This is a genomic window from Paracoccaceae bacterium (assembly GCA_033344815.1).
In the GTDB taxonomy this organism is placed as follows: domain Bacteria; phylum Pseudomonadota; class Alphaproteobacteria; order Rhodobacterales; family Rhodobacteraceae; genus Roseobacter.
Genome location: JAWPMR010000001.1, coordinates 2768261 through 2792982 on the forward strand (window position 1 = coordinate 2768261; position 24722 = coordinate 2792982).

The window sequence follows — 24722 nt, forward strand, 5'->3', positions numbered from 1 at the left end:
GCGGGACTCAGGAAATGAGGCCAATGCGTGTTCAGACAGAAACTGGTACGTGCCATGTGATCATTGAGCCCGAAAACCGGACCCGGAGTCAAACAAAAGCAAGCTGCATCGGCGGAAAAAATGGTTAACGCAGCGTCGTAACGTTTACAAAATTTTAAAGTTTTCGCCGAGGTATACGCGTCGCACATTTTCATTCTGTACCACTTCATCAGGGGTGCCCGACATCAGTACCCTCCCCTCATGCAGAATATATGCCCGGTCAACAATTTCGAGGGTTTCTCGCACGTTGTGATCCGTTATCAACACGCCAATCCCCCGCTTTTTGAGATCCGCAACCAGATGGCGAATGTCCCCAACCGAAATCGGATCAACCCCGGCAAACGGTTCATCCAGCAACAAGTACTTCGGTTTCGCGGCGAGGCATCGTGCGATTTCCACACGTCGACGCTCTCCACCTGACAAAGCAAGGGCCGGTGCACGGCGCAGGTGCTCTATTGAAAACTCGCTTAGTAGCTCCTCAAGTCGTTCGCGACGTTTGTGGCGGTCCGGCTCGGTGATATCCAGGATCGCGCTGATGTTGTCTTGTACAGATAAGCCTTTGAAAATACTCATTTCCTGAGGCAGGTATCCAATGCCCAACCGCGCGCGCCGATACATTGGTAAATTAGTTACGTCCTGTCCATCGATGCGCACGCTACCACCTTCAGGTGTCACCAGCCCAGCAACAGCATAAAAAGTTGTTGTTTTCCCAGATCCATTGGGACCCAACAATGCAACCACTTCTCCGCGTTCCAGATACATCGAGAAGTCACGAATAACGGTCTTTTTCCGATACGATTTACGCAGGTGATCGACATAAAGCCCTGCCGAGCCCTGTTCGACTGTAAGATCGGGGCGGGCCACTACCTATCGCCGGTTTGAAGGATTGTCTTCACGGAACCCGCCATCTGAGCAGTTCCACTGTCCAATTGCACGGTCATCTTGTCGGCCGTCAAGGCGGAAGGTCCCTGTGTCAGCAGTACGTTGCCAAGCATAACGATGATGCCATCATCAATGTTGTAATCCGCGCGTTCTGATTCTGCTGCATCCGGTCCTGACACGAGTACAACATCACCAGTGGCCTCCATGCGTTCAATGCCTTCGGTATCTTCACGATAGACAACCACCAAACGTTTCGAGGAAAGCCGCATTTCGCCCTGCGCTGCCACTACATTTCCAGTAAAAACTGCCATCCCAGTATTCTGGTCCACTGACAGATTTTCCGCTGTTACTTCTACCGGCAAGGTCGTGTCTTGCTGCAGTGCGCCAAAAGCAACTTGCGTCCCCTGAGCCAAGGACTGCGTTGCCAAGGTCATCAAAAAGACCTGTATTACTAGTGTTTTTAACAGTTTCACGGATTAGTCTTTCACCTGTTTCGGAAGGTATATCAGCTTCACGCCGTTTGTGAAATTCAATTGGGCCGGCGCGTTTGGCTCTGGTGTGAAAAGATGCATGGCACCTGCGACCAACTCCCCGGCTGGTGTATCGGCAAAAACGGTATCCGGAGATCTGACGTCGAGTTCCGTTACCCGCGCAGTTATCGCCTCGCTTGTTACAACGTATCCTGAAGAGGTGGTGATGACCACATTGCCTGTCAAGTCGCTGATGTCTTTGGCAACATCAATGGATGCCGCGTTTGAAGTCACATTTACGGTGCCGCCATCTGCAAGATCAATTTTGACAAATACATCATCCGCGTCACTGGCACCGGTGAAGCCATTTGGTGTGACGACGGAGTTCGCGATGAAGGCGATCTGATCCCCGTCAGCGGTTATTCCGGAATAATAGGGTCCCGAAACACGTTGGTTCAAAAGCCGGTCTTGTACTTCCGTGTCGGCAAAAGGTATGGACTGCGTCGGGTCCACAACACGGGACAATAAAAACAGGGTGGACAGGATTCCGAGGGCGGCAAGCGGCAGAACGACTTTAAGCCATGCCACCGCGCGCGAATACCGATCCACTTTCATCTTTGCCTATCCCAATCCCACACGCAGGCAATCATGAATCCGGATCAGGCCAAGCGGTTTCAGCGGGCTGTTTTGGTCGATCACGAACAGACTGGTAATTTTGCGCGCTTGCATCATGGCAACGGCTTTTTCCGCAAGAGCGCCTGGCTCTATGGTGACCGGATCTCGGGTCATGACGTCTTTTGCCAAAAGTGACAAAAGCCCATCCATGTGCCGCCGAAGATCGCCATCTGTGATAATCCCGACAAGACTTCCCGCTTCATCAGTAACGCCGACAACGCCGAAACTCTTTTGGCTGATCTCGATCAGAGCATCCGACATTGGCGTGTTGAGGGCGACCAATGGCATATCTGTGCCGCTGTGCATCAGATCGGATACGCGGCTGAGCTGCGCGCCCAGTTTGCCGCCCGGATGAAAATTGCGAAAGTTTTCAGGGGTAAAGTCTCGGTGTTCCATAAGGGCGATCGCCAAAGCATCGCCCACAGCAAGTGTCATGGTAGTGGATGTGGAGGGCACAACGCCCGTGCCGCAAGCCTCGCCAAGTCGGGGCAACAGCAATACCACGTCGCATTCACGGCCCAGACTGGAGGTTTCAACACTTGTGATTCCGAGCAGCGGGATATTGAATCGACGCGAATAGACAATAAGGTTAGCCAGTTCGGGGGCTTCGCCAGAATTGGAAATGGCAAGCACCACGTCGTCATTCGTGATCATTCCCAAATCGCCATGACTCGCCTCTGCCGGGTGCACAAATTGCGCAGGCGTTCCCGTACTCGCCAAGGTGGCGGCAATTTTGCGCGCGATGTGCCCGGACTTGCCAATGCCCGTAACGATCACACGTCCTTTGCTATCAAGTAACAAATCCACTGCTTCGCGAAACCGGGAGTCTAGCCTATTTGCCAAGACCTCCAGTGCTTCCGCTTCCGCGCGGATCACCCGCCGGGCAGTCTCAAGAAAGGGCATGCTCATGAATGTGCAAAAATGTCCGTATCCGGCCAGCCTGTGAGATCAAGGCGAGCGCGCATGGGCAGAAAATCAAAACAAGCCTGCGCGATTTCCGTCCGGCCTTCACGTTCCAGCATTGTGTTCAACGCATCGCGCAACTGGTGCAGATACAAAACATCCGACGCCGCATATTCAATCTGCGCCTCGGTCAACGTATCAGCGCCCCAGTCACTGGACTGTTGTTGTTTCGAAATGTCGATGCCCAAGAGTTCTTGCAACAACTTGGCCAATCCATGACGGTCGGTATAAGTGCGCACAAGGCGACTGGCGATTTTGGTGCAATAAACCGGTGCTGTCGTCGCGCCAAACATGTTCAGCATCGCGGCGATATCAAAACGCCCAAAATGAAAAAGTTTCACGACATTGGGGTCTTCCAAAAGGGCGCAGAGGTTTGGCGCGCTCGTCTGACCTTTTGCAATCTGCACGAGATGGGCGTTCCCATCCCCCCCTGAAAGCTGAACCACGCACAGGCGATCCCTGTGTGGGTTAAGGCCCATGGTTTCGCAGTCAATCGCCACAACTGGCCCGAGATCAAGGCCGTCCGGCAGGTCATTTTTGTAAACTGTATGTGTCATTCGGTTCCTATATCCTGCCTTTCAGACATGTGGAAGCGTGCGCTTATTCCGAAAGGTCCTCAAGAGCAGGTTGTGGATAGTGCAACAGGATTTTGTGGACCAATGCACGGCAGTCGTGTCCTTTCCAGTCGCTGGTGTAAAGCGTTCGCGGCAAGGCAGGATGTTTCAGTACCAGTCGCCGCCAATCGTGCACAATCAGACAGCGCAATACCGCCACCTCAAGGGATGATAAAGCCACGTTTGCCTGAACAAGAGTCTCGTCGATCTGTTGCAGTATGATGTGGAGGTTTCGGTAGTCCTCTGTAAGGCCAGCAGGCATCAGCAGTGCTTTGAGCCAGTTGGGTGCATTGTCGGCCTGCGTCACGAGCGCGTCTTCCGCTATCGACCCTTGCCCGGTTCCAATAAAAACGCATGGTGCGACCAGCGCATATCCAAGCGCAATCATTCGGTCTCGCTGGCCGTTATCTGTTCCGGCAGTTACAGCCACATGCCAATCTACTGGCATATCCGCGGGCGCGCCGTAAATGAGCCGCGTCGCCTCAAGCGTTTCGCCAAGACCATATCGGGTCAGGCTGTGACAGCTCATGCGCCCGGATTTCTGAGAGATGATCCAACCATCGTTGCGCAACCGGTGCAAAGCCACACGGACAGCTTCCGGTTTCACGTTCATTCTGGCCATAAGGGCGGACAAAACCGGACCCTCTATAGAAGAACCTTCCGACTGTACCAGCTCGCCAAATACACTGATGATCAATGACCAGACGCGATGTCGGCCGGGCCTCGTCAGCGCTGTTGTAATATGGTCAAATGCTTCAGACGGCATTCATCGTCAGCAATTCATATTCCGCCACGCTCGCGCCTTCCTGGTTTGTCAGCGTTACATGCCAGCGGACCTCTCCGTATTCCTGATTGCGCGGCGTCTTTGCTTTTACTGTCAGGCGCACATCAATGCTGTCGCCGGGTTGAACAGGGGTCATGAACCGCAGGCTGTCCAGACCGGTATTGGCCAGAACCGGACCAGGCTCAGGGTGCACGAACATTCCCGCTGCAAAACTCAAAAGCAAATAGCCATGCGCGACCCGGCCCGGAAAGAAAGGGTTTGCTGCTGCGGCATCTTCATCCATATGAGCGTAAAATGTGTCGCCCGTGAAATGCGCAAATGTCTCGATGTCCTGCGTCGTGATCTGCCGTGGACCGGCATAGAGCGTGTCGCCGAGCTGCAATTCCTCAAACCTGCGGGTGAAAGGGTGGGCCGCCTCTGATGACTCCTGCGAACCCGGCACCCATTGCTGCCCGATCACGCTCAGAATATCCGGACTGCCCTGAACTGCGGTGCGTTGCATATAGTGCAGCACCCCTCGGATGCCGCCCAATTCCTCGCCCCCGCCGGCGCGCCCCGGTCCGCCATGAACCATATGAGGCAGTGGCGCGCCGTGGCCTGTGGCCTCGCTCATGGAGGTATGGTTGTTGAAATAGAGCCGCCCGTGAAATGCAGCCGAGCCCATGGTGAAGTGTCGTGCCACATCGCCGTCATTTGTGATCACTGAAGCAACCAAGGACCCCATGCCGCGATTGAGCAATGTCATCGCATGGTCCAGATCGCGGTACCCCATAAGTGTTGAAACCGGACCGAAGGCCTCTGTGTCATGGACGCGTTGCGCCGTATCCGGGTCTGAGCAGTGGAAAAGCATGGGAGGCAGGAACGCGCCCTCAGCTGGTGCGTCTCTTGCTTTAAAATTATCCGGATCGCCAGAGACTCGCTCCGACTCTTTGGCTATGAGTGCAGCCTTGGCCAAAACGTCATCTTTTTGCTGATTGGACACCAGGGCACCCATTTGCGTCGTTTCCGATCTGGGATCGCCTACTCGGGTTTTGGTCAATCGTTCCCGGAGGCGGACAAGGACCGCGTCGAGCTGCGCTTGCGGCACCATCATACGGCGAACGGCGGTACATTTTTGCCCGGCCTTCACCGTCATTTCGCGGTGCACTTCGCTGATGAACAACTCAAATTCAGGTGTGTCCGGTGTTGCATCGGGTCCAAGCACTGAAGCGTTGAGGCTGTCCTGTTCGGCCGTGAAACGTGTTGAACGTTCCAGTAACAGCGCATTCGCGCGCAACTTTAGCGCGGTGTCAGCGGACCCGGTGAAACTGACGATATCCTGACAATCAAGGTGGTCCAGCATATCACCCAAACCGCCTGTGACCAGTTGCAATGCACCCGCGGGCAGGAGCCCGCTGTCCAGCATAATCCGAACGCAAGCCTCAGTTACATAGCAGGTGGTGGTGGCGGGTTTGACAATCGCCGGAACGCCCGCCAGCAAAGCAGGCGCCAGTTTTTCGAGCATGCCCCAGACCGGAAAGTTGAACGCGTTGATATGCACCGCGGCCCCTTGCAGAGGCACCGCGATATGACGGCCCATAAATTTACCTTGCCGGCCCAGTTGCTCAACGGGCCCATCGAGATAGACGTGACAGTCCGGCATTTCCCGCCGCCCCTTTGAAGCGTAAACGAGCATGGTTCCGATACCGCCATCGATGTCGATCAGGTGGTCAGCTTGAGTGGCGCCTGTATCAAAACTCAGATCATACAGAGCTTGGCGGTGATCTTTCAGGTGTAGCGCCAAAGCCTTCAGTAAACGCGCGCGGTCATGAAAAGTGAGGCTGCGCAGCGCGGGACCTCCGACTTCGCGGGCATATCCCAGCATCGCCTGCACATCGAGTGCGTCGTTGCCGGCTGTGGCGATGAGATTGCCCGTTACGGCACTGGCGATCATTCGGGCGCCTTCGCCGGGACCAATCCAATGCCCGGCAGCGAAACTGTGCACATCGCGAAGGCTTGTGTCCTTTGGCATGATCCGTCCTTAATGCGTGTCGTATTCGACAGTAATTGTATCACTGAGTGGATAGCATTGGCAGGTCAGCACCATCCCCTGTTCGACCTCATAGTCCTCAAGGGCGTGGTTGGTGATCATTTCATATTCGCCCTCGAGAACGCGCGCTTTGCAGGTGGAACAAACACCTGCCTTGCAGGCAAAAGGTGCATCCAGTGCATTGTCCAGCGCAGCCTCCAGAACCGATTGATCTTTGGACATGTTAAATGCCCGCGTGACACCTTCGACCGTAACCCGTGCTTCGGTGCCCTTTTGATTGCTGGCCTTAGCGCTGATGGCCTGTCGTGCCAGACGTCCCTGCTGACTCTCCGTAAAGAGTTCGAATTTGATCTGATGTGGCTGTAACCCGTGGGTCTTGAGGCTCTGCGCGATCGCCAGCATCATTGGTTCCGGTCCACAGATGAAGGCCGTATCAACCGTTTCCACGTTGATCCAATTGTTAAAAAGCTTCTCGCATTTTGCCTCGTCAACACGCCCCGCGAACAGGTCTATATCTTGCCCCGACTCCAGAATGTGGATGATCGTCAACCGTCCCATGTAGGTGTTCTTCAGGCCTTCGAGCTCTTCGCGAAACATGATCGTGTTTACCGCACGATTAGCATAGACCAGCGTGAACGTGGCATGCGGTTCGCGGGTCAAAATGGTTTTGAGGATAGATAAGACTGGCGTGATACCTGATCCACCGGCGAACCCAAGATAGGATTTCGACTTATGCGGCTCTAATTCGGTGAAAAAGCTGCCTGAAGGGGGCATGGCTTGCAGGGTGTCGCCGACATTTACACCACTATTTGCAAAAGTGGAAAATGCACCACCATCCACGCGCTTGATACCCACTTGCAGAACGCCATCGTCAAGACCGGCGCAGATCGAATAGTTGCGGCGCACTTCGATGCCGTCAAAATCCTGCCTGAAAGTCAGAAATTGGCCTTGCTTAAAGGCAAACACCTCAGGGTTTTCAGGTTTCAATGTCAAGACAACCGCGTCGCGGATTGTGTGGTGAATGTCGGTCACGGTCAGAGGGTGAAATTTGCTCATTTAAATGCACTTGAAATAATCGAAAGGTTCCAGACATGCGGTGCAACGCCATTGTGCCTTGCAGGGAGTCGATCCGAACTGGCTGATCTTTTCGACATCGCGCGATTTGCACAATGGGCAATGCTGTGGCCCGCCGGCGTTTCTGGGCGGCGCGATACCGTAGTCTTCAAGGCGTTGCTTGCCGCGCTCAGACAACCAATCCGTGCTCCACGCCGGTGAAAGCTGCGTTTTGAGCTTGATGTTATTGATCCCTTTGTCCCGCAGTGCCGTTTCAATGTCGATGTTGATGATCCGTGTCGCAGGGCAGCCGGAATAGGTCGGTGTTACCGTGACCTCAAGAGTTTCATCATCCCACTGCACATCGCGGATCACGCCCAGATCCAGCAGGCTGATGACAGGGATTTCGGGATCAGGCACCGTATCGAGCCAATTCCAGATCGTTTGCAGATCAGGTTTTTCGATCACCATGTCGCGTCCGGATAGGCGTGCTGCAACCATTGCATCTGCGTCAATATATGCCCGAGATGCTCGGAATGGCGTTGTCCCGATTTACCACCCTTATGCGTAAACTCCCCATCCGGCTTTGACAGCGTCGCTTCAGTGAGAACTGCATTGAGAACCATATCAAAAGTGGGACGCACAGAAATGGGGTCGGGCGCGATACCGACCGCAACCATTGCGTCATCCACGGGATCTTTGACGAAAAATTCACCTACGTAAGGATAGAGCCTATTCAGGGCTTTTTGCATATATTGGTGGCTTTCTTCTGTGCCGTCTCCCAGACCGATGACCGTGTCTGTGGTGCGTTCCAGATGATAAGTCACCTCTTTGAGTGACTTTTCTGCAATCGCTGCAACTTGATCATGACTGCTGTTCATCAGCGCGCCCAAACAAGCCTTGTGCCAGGTATCAAACAGAAACTGGCGCATCATCGTTTGGCCAAAATCGCCGTTGGGTTGCTCCACCAGCAGTACGTTTCGGAAATCCCAAACATCGCGGCGAAAGGCGAGCGCGTCGGCGTCCCGACCCTTGCCCTCGATTTCACCTGCAAGGTTGAGCCAAAGCGTCGTCTGCCCGATAAGATCAAGCGCGGTGTTGGCCAGCGCGATGTCCTCTTCCAGCACAGGCGCTATACCGCACCATTCTGACACGCGGTGGCCAAGCACCAGAGTATTGTCACCCATGCGGCAAAGAAATTCGAACAGCGGATCGGTCACATCGCCCCCACATCGTCAGGGATTTTGAAAAACGTCGGATGGCGGTAGACTTTGTCATTCGAAGGCTCATACAGAGGGCCTTTTTCTTCGGGTGAAGATGCCGCGATGGCGCTGGCCTCGACCACCCAGATGCTGACACCTTCGTTGCGACGGGTGTAAACATCACGGGCGTTTTTGATCGCGCCTTCCGCGTCTGCAGCGTGCAGGGATCCAACATGTCTGTGGCTCAATCCGTGTTGCCCGCGGATGAAAACCTCCCACAATGGCCATTCGTTTGTCTGCGTTGTTTCTTGGGGTTCTGAGGTCGCCATTTCTTACTCCGCCGCCACTTTGCGAGCACGTTTCTTATCCGCATGCGCCAGCAGCCCTTGGCGCACCCACGCACCATCATCCCAGGCTTTGTTGCGCGCTTCCATCCGATCTGCTGAACAAGGCCCGTTTCCTTGCAGCACATCGAAGAACTCGTCCCAATCTGGCTCGGAAAAATCGTAATGGCCACGCTCCTCATTCCATTTCAGATGTTCATCCGGGACGGTCAGGCCGAGGTATGACGCTTGCGGGGCCGTCTGATCGACAAACTTCTGGCGCAACTCATCGTTCGAGTTCATCTTGATTTTCCAGGCCATGTTTTGCGCGGAGTGCACCGAATTTTCGTCTGAGGGCCCGAACATCATCAAAGACGGGTACCAGAAACGGTTCAGCGCATCCTGCGCCATCTTGCGCTGCGCGTCGGTCCCGTTCGCCATTTTCATCATGATGTCGAAACCCTGACGCTGGTGAAAAGATTCTTCCTTGCAGATGCGGACCATCGCACGAGCATAAGGACCGTAGGATGTGCGTTGCAGCGGCACCTGGTTCATGATTGCGGCACCATCAACCAGCCAGCCGACCGCCCCCATGTCCGCCCATGTTAAGGTCGGATAATTGAAAATCGAGGAATACTTCATCTTGCCTGACAGCAAGTCCCGGGTCAGTTGGTCCCGGCTGACCCCCAGCGTTTCGGCTGCACAGTAAAGATAAAGCCCATGTCCCGCCTCATCCTGAACCTTGGCCAAAAGGATTGCCTTGCGCTCCAGGGTCGGGGCGCGGGTGATCCAGTTGCCTTCCGGCAGTTGGCCGACGATCTCGGAATGGGCGTGTTGCGCGATCTGGCGGATCAGGGTCTTGCGATATCCTTCCGGCATCCAGTCCTTGGGCTCGATTTTGCCGCCTGCGTTGATACGCTCCTGAAACGCGCGCTCGTCCGGTTCCATTTCATCAAGGGTTTTGACCCCCTTGCCTGTGGATTTGATCATCTGTGCATACATGGTTCAGATCCTTTCAGATTTGCGCGGATATCAATCCACGCGTTCCAGAATAAGCGCGACGCCTTGCCCCACACCCACGCACATCGTGCAAAGCGCATAGCGCCCGCCAGTACGTTTGAGCTGATAGGTTGCCGTCATCACCAGTCGAGCGCCGGACATCCCAAGCGGATGGCCAATTGCGATCGCGCCGCCATTGGGGTTCACATGCGGCGCATCATCAGCAACGCCAAGGGCTCGCAATGTGGCCAGGCCCTGCGCCGCAAAGGCTTCGTTCAATTCGATTACATCCATCTGTTCAATGGTGAGATTGGCTCTTGCCAGGACCTTTTGACAAGCGGGCACCGGACCGATGCCCATCACGCGCGGAGCCACGCCCGCCGATGACATCGCTACAATGCGTGCTATCGGTCTTAGTCCATGATCCTCTGCGGCTTGTTCGGATGCAATCAACAAGGCTGCGGCACCGTCGTTCACACCGGATGCATTTCCAGCCGTTACCGAAAGATCGGGTTCGTTGATGCCACGCAGTTTTGCAAGTTTTTCAATCGTGGTGCCCGGCCTTGGATGTTCATCCTTGTCAATCGTTACAGGATCTCCGCGTCGCTGCGGGATCGAGATCGGCGTGATTTCATCGCCAAAAACTCCGGCGGCATCGGCTGCAGCCCATCTCGCTTGACTGCGGGCTGCAAACGCATCCTGATCTTTGCGACTGATGCCATAATCTTCTGCTACATTGTCCGCAGTTTGGGGCATCGAGTCAGTACCATAGGTTTCGTGCATCTTCGGGTTCACAAATCGCCAGCCGATTGTGGTATCAAACACCTGATTGGCGCGCGAAAACGCAGCATCAGCCTTGGGCATCACGAAGGGCGCGCGGCTCATGCTTTCCACCCCACCTGCGATTGCCAGATCTTGATCCCCAGCACGGATAGCGCGCGCCACAGCGCCAATCGCATCCATCCCAGACGCGCACAATCGATTGATTGTTACACCCGGTACCTCAACCGGCAGCCCGGCCAGCAAGCCAGCCATGCGCGCTACGTTTCGATTGTCCTCCCCGGCTTGATTGGCGCACCCCAAAACGACGTCATCCGTACGCGACCAATCAACAGAAGGGTTCCGAGCGATCAAGGCCGCGATCGGTGCTGCGGCAAGATCATCCGTGCGTATGCTGGACAAGCTGCCGCCGTAGCGACCTATAGGCGTGCGCTGCGCGTCACAAATGAATGCCTGCATTAACCTCTCCGAATTGCCCTCAGCTTAAGCCCGTAAGGGATTCGGTTCAATCTTTATGTTACAAAAATACCAAAGTCATAAAAATCCGTAACGTTTATCCAAAGCGACGAGGCTATTCTACGCGCCTTGAAGGAGAGAAATCGCGGCTTCAGAAGTGGCAGGGCGCTACTCCCGTCATCCGACGCCTTTGGAATCAACACTGCAATCCTTCTAAGTTTTGGAGTGGCAATGGCGTGGATGCGGGTTGAGAAATCCTCTGCGCCGAAGCCTTTTTTGGATTGGGCCGTGCCTATGCTGTCTTGGGTGACGGAAACGACCCCTCCTCCAAAGCGCGAGCGATTTGACAACGCCGTCGATGGCAAAGGCACGGCAAATCGACCGAGGGCGCTCGACAGCACTGTGGGCAAGATCTTAAACCCGTTCTTGCAGCTAAACGAGCCCAGACTTCCGGTCCATCAAGGCATACGGCCTCAGTCAGTATTTTGTTTCAGTCCGGTAAAGTCACCCATGCTGCGTTTCGCTCAGATGAACGAACACAGGCATCTACAAATTGCATACCGCGCAGACCATCCTGAAGCGTTGGATACACCACATTTGCCGCGACAGGCGTACCCGAACGATGTGCTACAATGGCTTCTGCGGCTTCGCTGTAGATATTGGCAAACCCTTCAAGATACCCTTCGGGATGACCCGGCGGGATACGGCTCATGCGCGCGGCGGCTTCTCCTGCGCCCGACCCGTTGCGGGTTATCATTTGTTTTGGAGCGCCAAAGGGAGAAAACCACAGCCTGTTGGGATTTTCCTGTTCCCATTCCAACCCGCCTTTCTCGCCGTAAATCCGCAAGCGCAGAGCGTTTTCATTGCCCGGTGCGACCTGACTGGACCACAGCATCCCGCGTGCGCCGCCCTGAAAACGCAATAGAACATGGGCGTTGTCATCCAATTGCCGCCCGGACACAAATGCCTGTAAATCTGCGGCAAGGCTTTCAACCGTGAGGCCGCTGACGAAACACGCAAGGTTATGCGCATGCGTGCCGATATCACCGGTTGAGCCACCCGCACCTGATCTCGCCGGATCCGTGCGCCACGCAGCTTGTTTGAAATCCTCGTGTTTGGTCAACCAGTCCTGCGGGTATTCCACCTGAACCACGCGGATGGCGCCCAGATCCCCGTTTGCCACCATCTCGCGGGCCTGACGGACCATCGGGTAGCCGGTATAGTTGTGCGTCAGGATGAACAGGGCGTCAGAATTCTCAACCGCCTTTGCCATTTTGCGCGCGTCCCCCATAGTGGAGGTCAGAGGCTTGTCGCAAATGACATGAATTCCACGTTTCAAGAACTCGCGCGCTGCTGCAAAATGCATGTGATTTGGGGTCACAATGGAAACCGCCTCAATGCCGTTTTTCAACCGGGCTTCGCGTATCGCCATTTGTCTGAAATCATCATATATGCGGTCCTCAGGCAGGCCAAGCGCTACCCCCGATGCACGGGCTTTTTCCGGCGTTGATGACAGCGCTCCTGCAACCAATTCATAGCGATCATCCAACCGCGCCGCGATGCGGTGTACGCCGCCGATAAAGGCGTCATTGCCGCCCCCGACCATGCCCAAGCGAATACGATCCGCCATTATGAAATCCCCAGCATACTGCGATTTGCCGCTTCATCTGTGCCACCATCTGCGAAATCATCAAAGGCGCGTTCTGTAACGCGAATAATATGATCCTTGACGAATTCAGCGCCTTCTCGCGCGCCGTCCTCTGGGTGCTTAAGACAACATTCCCATTCAACCACAGCCCATCCGTCAAAATCATTGGCGGCCATTTTGGAAAAGATCGCCGCAAAATCGACCTGACCGTCCCCCAAGGAGCGGAACCGTCCCGCGCGATCCACCCAAGGCTGATACCCGGAATAGACGCCTTGGCGTCCGGTCGGATTGAATTCTGCGTCCTTGACGTGAAACATTTTGATCCGGTCTTTGTAAATGTCGATGTGGTCCAGATAGTCGAGACATTGCAGCACGAAATGCGACGGATCATAGAGCATGTTGCAGCGGGCGTGATTGTCCACACGCTCCAGGAACATTTCAAAGGTCACACCGTCATGCAGGTCCTCGCCGGGGTGGATTTCGTAGCATATGTTGACGTCATTTTCATCCGCATGATCAAGAATGGGCCGCCAGCGCGCCGCCAGTTCATCAAACGCGGTCTCGATCAATCCCGCAGGTCGTTGTGGCCAGGGATAGATGTAGGGCCAAGCCAGAGCACCGGAAAAGGACGCGTGGTTTTTGATGCCCATATTGGCGGAGGCGCTGATGGCCTTCATGACCTGATCCACGGCCCATTCCTGTCGGGCCTTGGGATTGCCATGCACGGAGGGATCGGCAAACCCGTCAAACGCGCTGTCATAAGCTGGATGCACCGCCACCAACTGACCCTGCAAATGCGTCGATAATTCCGTGACCTCGACACCATTTGCGGCGGCTTGTCCTTTGAACTCGTCACAGTAGGTTTTGCTACTGGCCGCCTTTTCCAGATCAAACAAGCGCGCATCCCAACTGGGGACTTGCACGCCTTTGTAACCGCAATCAGCGGCCCATTTTGTGATCGCGTTCCATGAATTAAAGGGCGCGTCGTCCCCTGCGAATTGCGCCAGAAACAGAGCTGGTCCTTTGATGGTTTTCATATCATCCTCCCTTGGTGCCTCCGGGGTCCGGCGGCAGGTTTTCTTTCAAATAGATGTCAATGCGGATCCGTTCCTGTGCCAGGTTGATCGGCGCGCGGTCGCTGTGCGCGCGCAAAATCCTTACCGCGCTGCGCACCAAGTGGCCCGCGTCCTGGCTGATGACCGCATCAAACATGCCTGACCCAAGTGCACTGCGTGAAAGAGCGGTCAGCTCATGCGCGATCACAACGGGTTGTACACTGCCTGATTGGCTTTCAAAATGCCGTATCAGACCAGCATTGCCAGCAGCGGAAGAATATATGCCGAGGACGTCTCTCGTTCCGACCAGTGCTTGGGGGAGCAACCGTTCGATCAGGTCAGGATCATCGCGACCTTCGAGCGAAGCAAGCACAGTCAAGTTGGGAAAGTCCCTTGCGATAACCTCGTCAAATCCCAAACGTCTTTCCAGATGATCACGGGCAAGCATAGAGCCGGTCACGACAAGTATATTGCCCCGAACAGGCCCAAGGAAACGTCCCATCAATTGTGCTGCAGTGCGTCCGGCTGCAATATTGTCGATGCCCACATAGCTGTTGCGCTCGGAACTTGGGATATCTGCCACCAGCGACACGACGAACACACCATTTGTACGCAGATGGGAAATGCTATCGCGGACAGAAGGTGTTTCCGGCCCAAAGATCGCAACGCCATCAACTTGCGTCGGGTCCAATGCGTTGATCGCCTCAGCCAACGCCATTGGGTCAAAGGCAGGTACACGCAGACACGTGATTTGAGTGCGTTCACGCCTCAAGCCAGCCGACAGATCCGCGATCTGCTGCGCGATCAGGTCGACAAATTCATTGTTGGTGGCAGGCAGGATAAAAAGAAAGCGATATGCGCGCCCGCGTGCCAGATTGGCTGCGGCCGTGTCGCGGACATAACCCAGATCCGCGATGGCGCGATTGACCCTGTCGACAGTAATTTTGCGCACGCCCGGACGTTCATTCAGCACACGATCAACTGTCGCAAGACTAACTTTGGCGACACGCGCAATGTCGTTTACGGTCGGATTTGAATGGGTGTCGCGGCTGGTCTTCATTCTGTTTCTGGTTACTCTTTCAACGCAACCGCCAGTCCTTCAAACAGGCGGGCGACAGCCTCGGCACCTGGATCATTATGACCGATCAAATTCTCCTCAGGTACATATGAGGCCCGCCCGGCGTTGGCTCTGCCCATCGCGGCAGTTCCATTCGCACCCGTACGTGCTGCAACTGCGGCGGCGCCAAATCCTTGTGTCAATGCATCGAGTGCGGGCTTCAGGGCATCAATCATCGTGCGATCGCCCTGATGTGCGCCACCTACCTGACTGATCCGTTCCAAAGCAATCAAAAGGGCTTCTGACGTAGGGTGTCCACTTGCGCACGCGTCACCGGCTGCACCAAAAAAGATGGCAAGTATGACGCCGGATGATCCGCCCATCGTCTGGCTCAATTCATTACCGATTGCCCGGAAAAGCTGCGTCAGATCAGCCAAGGGCATCCGGTCCAACGATCCCTTCAAAGCGCGCGCTGCAGTGGATAGCGTGCTCCCTGTGTCACCATCGCCTGATTTGGCATCCAGCGTATTCAGGTCTGTTTCAGCGTCGATCAGCAGATCACAACAGGTCTCTATGAGGCGCCGGGTTTTGGGGTTTTCAGACGGGATCGGCTGGATTGGACTGAGCCCGTCGGGCAAAGGTTTGACGGCAACAGGCGCCAACATCGTCATCCCTGGCCAGTCGCGCGAGGCGACACGTCGATGAAGGGCAGCGCGTCGATCAGGCGAAAGAGGCAGAACAGATACGGAAAACCCATGCATATCCAAAGATGTCATCATTGGCGCTGGACCAATGACAGCCGTGATCCACTTCGCCTTTGACGAGGTTGCCAATGCATGTGACAAAACCGCCATTTCCAATGGTGTGGTGGAGCCGAGATTGTTCAACAACGCGACACATTCCTGACCCGCGGCATGCGGCGCCAGTTTATCCAACACCATGTCCATTGCTGAAATCGCGCCCTCGAAAGCGACCTGCTGAACACCGGCCTCACCATGGATCCCAAGGCCAAGTTCTGCCATTCCAACGGCAATACGATCCTCTTTTGAGGATCCCGGTACGGTGCAGGTGTCGAGCGATTTACCGATTGAAGCCATATCGTCTATCGCTTCTTGAGCCGCTGCGGTTACGGCATCCAGATTGCTACCGTCTTCTGCAAGACTACCGGCAATCTTGTGGACAAAGAGAGTGCCTGCCACGCCACGCGCCTGGGGCAGGTCAGGCAGTGCGATGTCGTCATCAACGATCACCATCGATACCTTGAGACCATACGCACGCGCACGTTCGGCTGCGAGGCCAAAATTCAATCGATCGCCAGTGTAATTTTTGACGATTAGCAAGCAGCCCGCTTCGCCGGTAACAGCCAGAATGCCGGCAAGCACAGCCTCCACTGATGGTGAGGCAAAGACTTCCCCGCAGACCGCTGCAGTGAGCATACCCTCTCCGACAAATCCTGCATGTGCCGGTTCGTGACCCGATCCGCCACCTGAGATCAGGGCAACGCGAGATTTGTCCCAGTCACCCCGGCAGACCACCTTGATGTGTGGGTAGCCATCCAACCGGTAAAGGCTGCCGCCGGAGGTCGCCAACAGGCCATCAATGGCGTCGGTGACCAATGTTTCCTTGCCGTTGATGAATTGTGCCATGTCTTTCCCCCTCTAATAAATCCTGTCGCCTGCGGCATCAAAGCAAAGCGGATCGCGCGGCGTTATCTTTATTTCACCGCCAGGCGTATAGGCCGCATGCGGATCTGCCAGCGTTGTGATGTCATGCCCGTCAAGGCGCAGATGCAGCCGGGTGTGATCCCCCAATCGCTCCACGCGACCGATTTCTGCAACCCGACCTTCGCCCTGCGTGACGTGTTCTGGACGCAGCCCGATTCGATGTGCGCCCTTGGGAGCTGTTCCGAATAAATCGGCAGGCAAAATATTGATGCGCGGTTGCCCAAGACGGGAGGCTACATAAACCGAGTTCGGGTTTTCATAAATCTCGCGGGGGGTGCCGAATTGCACCAATTGGCCTTCGTCAAGGACACCGACATGTGTGGCCATGGTCATGGCTTCAATCTGGTCGTGGGTCACATAAAGGATCGTTGCGCCGAGGCTGGCTTGAATGCGTTTAAGTTCGATCCGCAAATCGGTTCGCAACTTGGCATCCAGCGAGCTGAGCGGTTCATCCATCAGGTATACTTGGGGCTCCCGCACCAATGCGCGACCAATGGAAACGCGCTGCATTTCGCCCCCCGAAAGCGCCGTAGCTTTGTTGTCGAGCTTATGGGAGATCTGCAGAACGGACGCGACCTCATCAACCTTTCGTTTGATTTCTTCCGCCGAGGTTTTGAGGATGGGTGATTTCAACGGGAACTCGAGGTTTTCACGCACAGTCAAATGCGGATAGAGCGAGTATTGTTGAAATACCATCGCAACATCCCGCTGTGCCGGGGTTTCGGTGTTTACGATGCGCCCGCCAATGCTGATGTCGCCCCCATCCAGCTTTTCAAGGCCGGAGATCAATCGCAAAGTCGTGGTCTTTCCAGCCCCTGTCGGGCCCAGCAAAACCACAAAAGCACCGTCCGGAATGGTCATATCAATGCCTGCCACGCCAATCGTTTTGCCAAAGGATTTGGAAACGCCTTTGAGGATCACTTCAGCCATGGGACAACACCTGATTGTTCAACTCAGAGCGTAAGGCATTGCCAGTAATGTTGTCGAAAAGCGTCACAGTTTCGGGTTTGAAACCGAGACCGATTTTTTCACCGACAGTGGCAATTTGCCCGGAAGGAACGCGCGCCTTGAGATCACCGTTGGCCGTATCAAGCGTAATGATTTGTGTCGTTCCAAGGTATTCGGTGGCCAGCACTTCCCCGCGATACCCTCCACTGTCGCTGAGCATGACATGTTCCGGACGTATGCCAAAAACCAGTTTCCCACTGGACCCTTCCATCTGGTGAGGGACCGCTAAGGTTTGACCATTCATCTCGACGCTTTGCGCTCCCGGTGTCACGGACCCTTCAAAATGCAGAAAATTCATTGAGGGTGAGCCAATGAAATCAGCAACGAACATTGTAGCCGGCTTGTCATAGATCTCTTGTGGAGTTCCAAATTGCTCGACTACTGCATTGTTCATGACAACGATCTTGTCGCCCATCTGCATGGCCTCTAACTGGTCGTGGGTTACATAAACTGTCGTGGCTCCCATGCGGTCGTGAAGGCTGCGCAATTCTTCCGACATATGTTCGCGGAATTCTGCATCCAGCGCACCCAATGGTTCGTCCATCATGAAGGCTTTGGGATCCCGTACAATAGCGCGGCCAAGGGCGACGCGTTGACGATCCCCCCCTGACAGGCCGCCAACCGGTTTGTTGAGAATGTCTCGGATGCCGAGAATACCGGCAACTTCCTCGACTTTGGCTTTCACATCCCGCCGCGCCATGCCTTGAGACACGAGCGGATAGCTGAGGTTCTTACGCACATTCATATGCGGATAGAGCGCGAACATCTGGAACACAAAAGCAATGTCGCGCTGGCTGGGAGGTTTTTGGCTGATCTCTTCTCCATCAAGGTAGATCTCGCCAGACGTCGGGAGTTCCAGCCCGGCAATCATACGCAGTGTGGTGGTTTTACCGCAGCCGGAGGGGCCAAGCAGCATGAAAAACTCGCCATCCTCAATGGTAAAACTGGATTCCTTTACGGCCGTGAAGTCGCCAAATTCCTTGCGGACGTTTTTTATGATGATCTGTGCCACGCGGGATTACTCCGGAAAATGGCTGACGATGATGAACATCACCGTGCCAATGAGGGTGGTGATGAAGGAGTAGGTATAGGCCCACATCACAAAGGGTTGCATCAGCATGAAGACGCCAAGCGCGATGAGGATGGTTGCAACCATTTCCCATGGGCCGCGTTTGAATTGGATCAGGCCAGTGATGAAATTGCTCATTTGCGAACCGCTCCGAATGTGATCCCACGCAACAGGTGTTTGCGCAGAGCGACAGTGAAGATCATCACTGGCAGCAGGAAGATCGTGGCTCCTGCGGCGACAGCAGGCCAATCAAGACCACCGACACCGATAATGGTCGGAATGAAAGGGGGGGCCGTTTGCGCCGTTCCGGAGGTCAGAAGGACGGCAAAGGCGTATTCGTTCCAAGCGAAGATCAGGCAGAAAATGGCGGTGGAGGCGATGCCTGTTGCGGCTTGAGGCAGCACGACTTTGTAGAAGGCTTGGAACCTTGTGTACCCGTCGATCAGTGCTGCCTCCTCATACTCACGCGGGATTTCGTCGATGAAGCCTTTGAGGAGCCAGACCGCGAGAGAAATATTCACCGCTGTATAAAGCAAAATCATACCCAGATGCGTATCTGACAGCCCAAGTTGGCGATACATCAGGAAGATCGGAATCGCGACCGCGATGGGTGGCATCATCCGCGTACTGAGAATGAAGAACAGCAGATCATCCGCGAGTGGTATTTTGAACCGACTGAAGGCATAGGCGGCCAGCGTTCCCAGGAAAATACTGAGGAAAGTCGACCCAAAGCCGATGATCACAGAATTCAGGAAACGTTCGCCAAATTTTGACGGGCCCGCGATCACCATATCATATTGGCGCACGATCTCTTCGTACCAGTTTTCCGGCGGGTTTGCGGCGAGGAATTCATCTGTTTGCCGGGTGCGGGTGGTGAAAAGGTTCACGTAGCCCTCAAGCGTCGGTTCAAAGAAAACCTTTGGGGGGTAGCTAATTGCGTCGCTGGGTGACTTGAACCCGGTGAGCATGATCCAAGCCAGAGGGATCATTGTGATCAGCGCGTAGGTGATGACCAGAGTACCGGCAAACCACTTGGACCGTTTGGTGGGTTCTGTGACTGAAAAACTGCTCATCTTTCTTTCACCTTATTCAGGGCTTTGACGTAGATGCTGGCCAGTCCAAAAACGGTAACGAACAGAATGATCGCATAAGCTGACGCGTATCCGGTGCGCCATTTCTCAAAGGCCTCGCGTTTTAGGTTGATCGACGTCAGTTCCGTGGTGGAGCCCGGTCCGCCCCCGGTAAGTTGAACCACCAGATCGAACATTTTGAAGTTCTCAATCCCGCGGAACAGGATGGCCAGCATCAGGAAGGGCAGGATCATAGGAATGGTGATCGTGAAGAATTGGCGGAGCTTTGACGCGCGATCCACCTCAGCAGCCTCGTAGATGTAGTCCGGAATGGATCGTAGCCCCGCCAGACAAATCAGCATCACAAAGGGCGTCCACATCCAAGTGTCGACAATAACGATCGACCATGGTGCCAAATCGACCGAGCCTAGCATTTCGAAGCTCGAAGGCTCTTTGCCGGTGAAAAAAGTGATAATGTAGTTGAAAAGTCCGATTTGCGGTTGATATAGAAATTTCCAGAAATTCCCGACAACCGCAGGCGATAGCATCATGGGGAGCACGATAATCGTGGTCCACAGGTCATTGCCTTTGAACTTCTTGTTGATCAGGTAGGCCAGTGTAAAGCCAATCACGACCTGAAAAAAGATGGTCCAGAACAGAAAATGTGCGGTGGCCTGCATGTTCAGCCAGATGTCGCTGTCCGTCAGAATGCGCTCGTAGTTGCGAAACCCGACATATTCAACTTCACGGTTCAGGCGATTGGCACGGAAATTTGTGAAGCTGAGATTGATTGTCCAAATCAAAGGGAAAATGTTGACCGCAAGCAATAGGAATATCGTTGGTCCGACGAAAATCCAAGCAATAGCGCGGTCGCTCAGACCTTTGATCTTGCGAGCCACATTTGCAGGTGTGGCGTTGGCAGCGCGCGAAATGGGAGTGTCGGACATTGGTCACAGCTTTCCAGTAATAAGGTGGCCTGAAAGCCCACCTTACCGGTTGCGAGGAGTTGTAAGGTAGGCTTTCAGGCCACCTTACTTTGGGACTTTTAGAGCTTACCTTCGTCTTCGAAAGTTTCTGTCCAGTCCTCGATCAGTTTGTCCAATGCTTCCTGCGCGGTACCCTGATCGGCAACGACATAGTCATGAATGCGCTTTTGCATCGCTAAAAGCAGTTCAGCGTATGCTGGTTCTTGCCAGAAGTCCTGAACGGCTCCCATGGCTTCGAGAAAGTCGCCTGCAAAAGGTGCACTGTCGACAAAGTCAGGGTTTTCAAGAACGGCTTTATGCGCAGAATACCCCCCCAGATCCCACCATTTCTGTTGAACCTCGGGATTTGCGAACCACTTGATGTATTCAAGTGCCGCGGCTTGTTTGTCTGAATAGGCTACCACCGAAATACCCTGACCACCCAGCGTCGAACCTGCCTGGTTTTGTGGGGGATTGACGAAAAAATCGATCTTGTCGCCACCGGTATTCGGATCGGCATAGAGACCCGGGAAGAAGGCAAACCAGTTCATTGCCATGGCAACCTGACCAGATTTAAAGGCGTCCAAGCTTTCTCCCATATAGGAATTCGTATAGCCGGGGGGAGTAGCAGTTTTGTAAAACTCTTTGTAGAATTCCAACGCTTCCACAGCTTCAGCGGAATTTACAGCGCCTTCCATGTCGTATTGGCCAGGCGTGTTTTCATATTTGAAACCCCATGGATACAATGCGGATGTCACACCCATTGTGATCCCCTCTGATCCACGCTCGGTAAAGATCGCGGCACCATAGACGGTCTGCCCGTCAATTTCCCGGCCTTGGAAGAATTGAGCAATTTCGAGCATTTCTTTTTGTGTTTTTGGTTCAGCCAATTCGCGCCCGGTTGCTTCTTGAAATGCGGCCTTAATGTCATCGCGCTCAAACCAGTCTTTGCGGTAAAACCAACCATTGGCATCGCCCATCGCAGGTAACGCGTAATAATTCTCCGAGCCCTTTGGCCATGTAGAATAAGCGTAGACCGTGGCGTCAGCAAAGTCGCCCATGGAGATATTTTCCGCGTCGAAAAAGTCGTTCAATTTGACGTAATGGCCGTTCTCTGCGCCCCCACCGATCCATTGACTGTCACCAATCAGAAGGTCACAGAGTTTGCCGCCCGAGTTCAACTCGTTGAGCATCCGGTCCGCAAAATTTGGCCACGGAATAAACTCAAAACTCATTGAGTGGCCTGACTGGGCCTCAAACTCTTTGCTGAGCTCTACCAGCGCATTCGCGGGGTCCCATGCTGCCCAGCATAACGTTAGATCTTCGGCTTGTGCTGATGCACCCAGGCTTGCGACGACGAGGCTGAGCGCGCTGGCTGAAGCCAGCTGTGAATGTTTCATGTGTTTCCTCCCTATAGTCCTTCCCCACCAATCAATACTGATTCGGCGTTTGAACTTGTTCAGGCTAAATGAGGGGCGTACCTCATGTCGATACACTTTTTGAGGGACGTACCTCAAAAATAATTAAGTAACTGACAAGAATGTAAAAAAAATATGAAAAACTGGTTTGGATTGTCGTACATCAGTATGCACAAGCCCGGCGCGGAGTGACAACCTACTCTGAGCTCTGTCTTCCAAAATCGACCAAGTCGCTTCCTATGGTAGTCGAGCATAGGAAGGGAAATTAGACAGCAACTGGTGATTGACCCGTGAAATTGGCATCAGCGCGACACGTGTTTCTGCATGGCAAAAAGCTTCAATGGCCCAATTGAGGAAAGTACACCCAAAGTATCGCCTGATTAGAGCATGTACTCGAAGTACCTTATGTAGATACAAAACTTTTTCATGAAAATTGCCGTGTCTAAAGATCAGGCAAAATTGCGCTTGGCACAAGTCCGACTAACAAAAGAGCAGAATGCATAAGACTGAAGAGTGTACTGAAACTCTGCCTATGAGGGTCAAGGAGCCTCGTCATGCAAACTGCGATAGCAGTTCGATTGTCGTGGCTAACCTGTGCCTCAAACCCTGATGTTCTGAGTTTTCTATCGGTAACTGCAAGTAAAGATTTTTTGCCGGAAGATCATAAGCTGGCGCTTGGACCTCCTTATGTATCAGGGTCCACGCGACCACGCAGGGCTTTGACATCGCCGCGCGTTTTCTTGGCCTTCAGACGTCGCTTTTTGGAGCCGAGCGTGGGTTTGGTGGCGATGCGCCGTTTCGGCGCGACCAGCGCTTTGCGGATCAGATCACCGAGGCGCGCGCGCGCCAGATCGCGGTTGCGGGCCTGACTGCGGGTTTCGTCACATTGGATGATCAGCGCACCGTCATTGGTCCAGCGCCGCCCGGCGAGCCGCTTGAGCCGCGTCTTCACCGGACCGGGCAGGTTGGGCGAGCGTGCAGCTTCAAAGCGCAATTCCACGGCGGTGGCGACCTTGTTGACGTTCTGCCCGCCGGGACCGGAGGCGCGCACGAAATTCTCGGTCAGTTCCCAGTCCTGAATTGTGATGTCCTTGCTGATCTCAAGCACGTTCTCACCTTTAGCCCTTGGCCAGACGTCCCGACACGCTGACGGAATTGCCGGACGGGTCCTTGGCGTTGGCAAAAACATACCCCTGCGCGCGGTGCAAGGTGCCGAAGCTCAAACCCTGCTCTGCCGCCTGTGCGCAAAAACCCGGCACATCCACCACGGTGAAAACCAGCTTCACCGACGCCTGCCCTTGCCGCGCGCCCTTTGCCGCCGCATGCAATAACAAGGTAATGCCATCAGATGAGGGACGTAACTCGACGATCCGGTCGCCCGGTTGGTCGTGTCGTATGTAGCCGAAATGCGCGGTATAAAACGCTGCCATCTCCTCCATTTTGCGGGTGTAGAGAATAAGGCTGTCGAGGACGGGCATGGAGGTCTCCGGGTTGATCAACGTAAAAGGGCCACACCGATGAAGTGTGGCCCGATCGAATGGTTTCAGGAGGGGGATCGGTTAGACCGATGTCCACTCAAGTGGTCTGCCCGTCAAGGGCTGCCTCAGCAGGCGACCTCCAAAGCTGTTCCGACACCTCGCTCCAATACCTTTCTTGACACTGGATCACCTCCTTTACCTATCTGTTGACGTTGGTAGAATCGTCGCACAGGTTTTGAGAATTACCAAGTCTTTTTTTGTTAACGAAACCCTAATGGGCGGGGCTAAGCCGGGCGGTAATCAACCGGAATGGTATGAGAGCAAAAAGCGCCAGCGCCAACTTCACCGACCAATCTGCAATCGCCAGTGACACCCATAAAGGCATTGCGGGGCCGAAACCCAGTATCGGCAGGACTTCCGCCGCCCAACTGACATCATTTGTGGGCTCAAGAAAGATCAGTGAGGCGGAAAACGCGATGGTGAAGAACAAAGCCGTATCGACAGTACTTCCCAGCAGCGTTGACGCAAGAGGTGCCCGCCACCAACGACCTTCGCGCAATGCCGAGAAGATGGCGACGTCCAACAGTTGAGCTGTCAGGAAGGCAATGCCGGATCCCAGCGCAATGCGTAGCGTGACAAGAGGTCCGAACTCGCCAACGACCTGGGTGCCAATCAACGAACAGATCAATCCAACGCCGAACCCCACCAGCACGACGCGACGCGCGGCCTGCGCGCCGTAGACGCGGTTCATGATGTCAGTCACCAGAAAGGCGAGGGGGTAGGTGAATGCCCCCCACGTCAGCCACTGGCCGAAAAGAAACTGAACGAGGATATTGGAGGCAACCACAATGGCGGCCATGGCAAATATGCCGGGAAGATGAGCGCGTGTCATTTGATAGTCCGTTTTGGCAAGGGTGCGGCACTTGGTCTGACGCGGCCAGACGGGCGCTGTTTAGGTCCA

Annotated in this window: 26 protein-coding genes; all 26 read right to left on the bottom strand. The window is 54.6% G+C overall.

Annotated features, from left to right (window positions below; genetic code table 11):
• Positions 1-144 precede the first annotated feature (144 nt).
• The 26 genes from lptB to R8G34_12970 all read right to left on the bottom strand — a co-directional run bounded on the left by lptB (position 145) and on the right by R8G34_12970 (position 24653).
• Positions 145-903, bottom strand: a complete 759-nt coding sequence (gene lptB / locus R8G34_12845) for an LPS export ABC transporter ATP-binding protein (GenBank protein MDW3223752.1) — start codon at positions 901-903, stop codon at positions 145-147.
• On the bottom strand, positions 903-1355 hold the full coding sequence (gene lptA, locus R8G34_12850) for a lipopolysaccharide transport periplasmic protein LptA (GenBank protein ID MDW3223753.1): 453 nt from the start codon (positions 1353-1355) through the stop codon (positions 903-905). The genes lptB and lptA overlap by 1 nt, the downstream gene beginning before the upstream one ends.
• A gap of 42 nt (positions 1356-1397) precedes the next feature.
• On the bottom strand, positions 1398-2006 hold the full coding sequence (locus R8G34_12855; protein ID MDW3223754.1) for a hypothetical protein: 609 nt from the start codon (positions 2004-2006) through the stop codon (positions 1398-1400).
• Positions 2007-2012: 6 nt separating this feature from the next.
• Entirely contained in the window at positions 2013-2975 is a 963-nt protein-coding gene (locus R8G34_12860; protein ID MDW3223755.1) for a KpsF/GutQ family sugar-phosphate isomerase, read from the bottom strand.
• On the bottom strand, positions 2972-3586 hold the full coding sequence (locus R8G34_12865) for a ribonuclease D (GenBank protein MDW3223756.1): 615 nt from the start codon (positions 3584-3586) through the stop codon (positions 2972-2974). The genes R8G34_12860 and R8G34_12865 overlap by 4 nt, the downstream gene beginning before the upstream one ends.
• A gap of 43 nt (positions 3587-3629) precedes the next feature.
• A complete protein-coding gene (locus R8G34_12870; protein MDW3223757.1) occupies positions 3630-4409 on the bottom strand; it encodes a PaaX family transcriptional regulator C-terminal domain-containing protein in 780 nt (259 codons plus the stop codon).
• Complete coding sequence (gene paaZ, locus R8G34_12875) at positions 4399-6438, bottom strand: phenylacetic acid degradation bifunctional protein PaaZ (GenBank protein MDW3223758.1); 2040 nt, start codon at positions 6436-6438, stop codon at positions 4399-4401. Before paaZ ends, R8G34_12870 begins: the two co-directional genes overlap by 11 nt.
• Positions 6439-6447: 9 nt before the next feature.
• Entirely contained in the window at positions 6448-7512 is a 1065-nt protein-coding gene (locus R8G34_12880; protein MDW3223759.1) for a 2Fe-2S iron-sulfur cluster-binding protein, read from the bottom strand.
• Positions 7513-8010 carry a 1,2-phenylacetyl-CoA epoxidase subunit PaaD gene (gene paaD, locus R8G34_12885; GenBank protein MDW3223760.1) on the bottom strand — a complete coding sequence of 166 codons (498 nt, stop codon included), beginning with the start codon at positions 8008-8010 and terminating at the stop codon, positions 7513-7515.
• Positions 7974-8696: a 1,2-phenylacetyl-CoA epoxidase subunit PaaC gene (gene paaC / locus R8G34_12890; protein ID MDW3223761.1), complete on the bottom strand. Its 723-nt coding sequence runs from the start codon at positions 8694-8696 to the stop codon at positions 7974-7976. Before paaC ends, paaD begins: the two co-directional genes overlap by 37 nt.
• A gap of 29 nt (positions 8697-8725) precedes the next feature.
• A complete protein-coding gene (gene paaB, locus R8G34_12895) occupies positions 8726-9040 on the bottom strand; it encodes a 1,2-phenylacetyl-CoA epoxidase subunit PaaB (GenBank protein ID MDW3223762.1) in 315 nt (104 codons plus the stop codon).
• A 3-nt stretch (positions 9041-9043) separates the two neighbouring features.
• Positions 9044-10036 (bottom strand): 1,2-phenylacetyl-CoA epoxidase subunit PaaA, encoded by a 993-nt coding sequence (paaA, locus tag R8G34_12900; protein ID MDW3223763.1) that lies wholly within the window; start codon positions 10034-10036, stop codon positions 9044-9046.
• 30 nt (positions 10037-10066) lie between these two features.
• A complete protein-coding gene (gene pcaF, locus R8G34_12905; protein MDW3223764.1) occupies positions 10067-11272 on the bottom strand; it encodes a 3-oxoadipyl-CoA thiolase in 1206 nt (401 codons plus the stop codon).
• Between the two features lie 487 nt (positions 11273-11759).
• Complete coding sequence (locus tag R8G34_12910; GenBank protein ID MDW3223765.1) at positions 11760-12899, bottom strand: Gfo/Idh/MocA family oxidoreductase; 1140 nt, start codon at positions 12897-12899, stop codon at positions 11760-11762.
• Positions 12899-13954, bottom strand: a complete 1056-nt coding sequence (locus R8G34_12915; protein ID MDW3223766.1) for a sugar phosphate isomerase/epimerase family protein — start codon at positions 13952-13954, stop codon at positions 12899-12901. Before R8G34_12915 ends, R8G34_12910 begins: the two co-directional genes overlap by 1 nt.
• 1 nt (position 13955) lies before the next feature.
• The gene (locus R8G34_12920) at positions 13956-15032 is read right to left on the bottom strand and encodes a LacI family DNA-binding transcriptional regulator (protein MDW3223767.1); all 1077 of its coding nucleotides are present in this window, start codon (positions 15030-15032) and stop codon (positions 13956-13958) included.
• A gap of 11 nt (positions 15033-15043) precedes the next feature.
• Positions 15044-16675 (bottom strand): dihydroxyacetone kinase subunit DhaK, encoded by a 1632-nt coding sequence (locus R8G34_12925; GenBank protein ID MDW3223768.1) that lies wholly within the window; start codon positions 16673-16675, stop codon positions 15044-15046.
• A 12-nt stretch (positions 16676-16687) separates the two neighbouring features.
• Complete coding sequence (locus R8G34_12930) at positions 16688-17683, bottom strand: ABC transporter ATP-binding protein (GenBank protein ID MDW3223769.1); 996 nt, start codon at positions 17681-17683, stop codon at positions 16688-16690.
• Positions 17676-18773 carry an ABC transporter ATP-binding protein gene (locus R8G34_12935; GenBank protein MDW3223770.1) on the bottom strand — a complete coding sequence of 366 codons (1098 nt, stop codon included), beginning with the start codon at positions 18771-18773 and terminating at the stop codon, positions 17676-17678. Before R8G34_12935 ends, R8G34_12930 begins: the two co-directional genes overlap by 8 nt.
• A gap of 6 nt (positions 18774-18779) precedes the next feature.
• The gene (locus tag R8G34_12940) at positions 18780-18968 is read right to left on the bottom strand and encodes a hypothetical protein (protein ID MDW3223771.1); all 189 of its coding nucleotides are present in this window, start codon (positions 18966-18968) and stop codon (positions 18780-18782) included.
• Entirely contained in the window at positions 18965-19903 is a 939-nt protein-coding gene (locus tag R8G34_12945; protein ID MDW3223772.1) for a carbohydrate ABC transporter permease, read from the bottom strand. Before R8G34_12945 ends, R8G34_12940 begins: the two co-directional genes overlap by 4 nt.
• Entirely contained in the window at positions 19900-20847 is a 948-nt protein-coding gene (locus tag R8G34_12950) for a sugar ABC transporter permease (protein MDW3223773.1), read from the bottom strand. Before R8G34_12950 ends, R8G34_12945 begins: the two co-directional genes overlap by 4 nt.
• Before the next feature lie 98 nt (positions 20848-20945).
• Positions 20946-22265: an extracellular solute-binding protein gene (locus tag R8G34_12955; protein ID MDW3223774.1), complete on the bottom strand. Its 1320-nt coding sequence runs from the start codon at positions 22263-22265 to the stop codon at positions 20946-20948.
• 703 nt (positions 22266-22968) lie between these two features.
• Positions 22969-23391, bottom strand: a complete 423-nt coding sequence (gene arfB, locus R8G34_12960) for an alternative ribosome rescue aminoacyl-tRNA hydrolase ArfB (protein ID MDW3223775.1) — start codon at positions 23389-23391, stop codon at positions 22969-22971.
• A gap of 10 nt (positions 23392-23401) precedes the next feature.
• On the bottom strand, positions 23402-23761 hold the full coding sequence (locus R8G34_12965; GenBank protein ID MDW3223776.1) for a VOC family protein: 360 nt from the start codon (positions 23759-23761) through the stop codon (positions 23402-23404).
• A 271-nt stretch (positions 23762-24032) separates the two neighbouring features.
• Positions 24033-24653: a queuosine precursor transporter gene (locus tag R8G34_12970; GenBank protein ID MDW3223777.1), complete on the bottom strand. Its 621-nt coding sequence runs from the start codon at positions 24651-24653 to the stop codon at positions 24033-24035.
• Positions 24654-24722 lie beyond the last annotated feature (69 nt).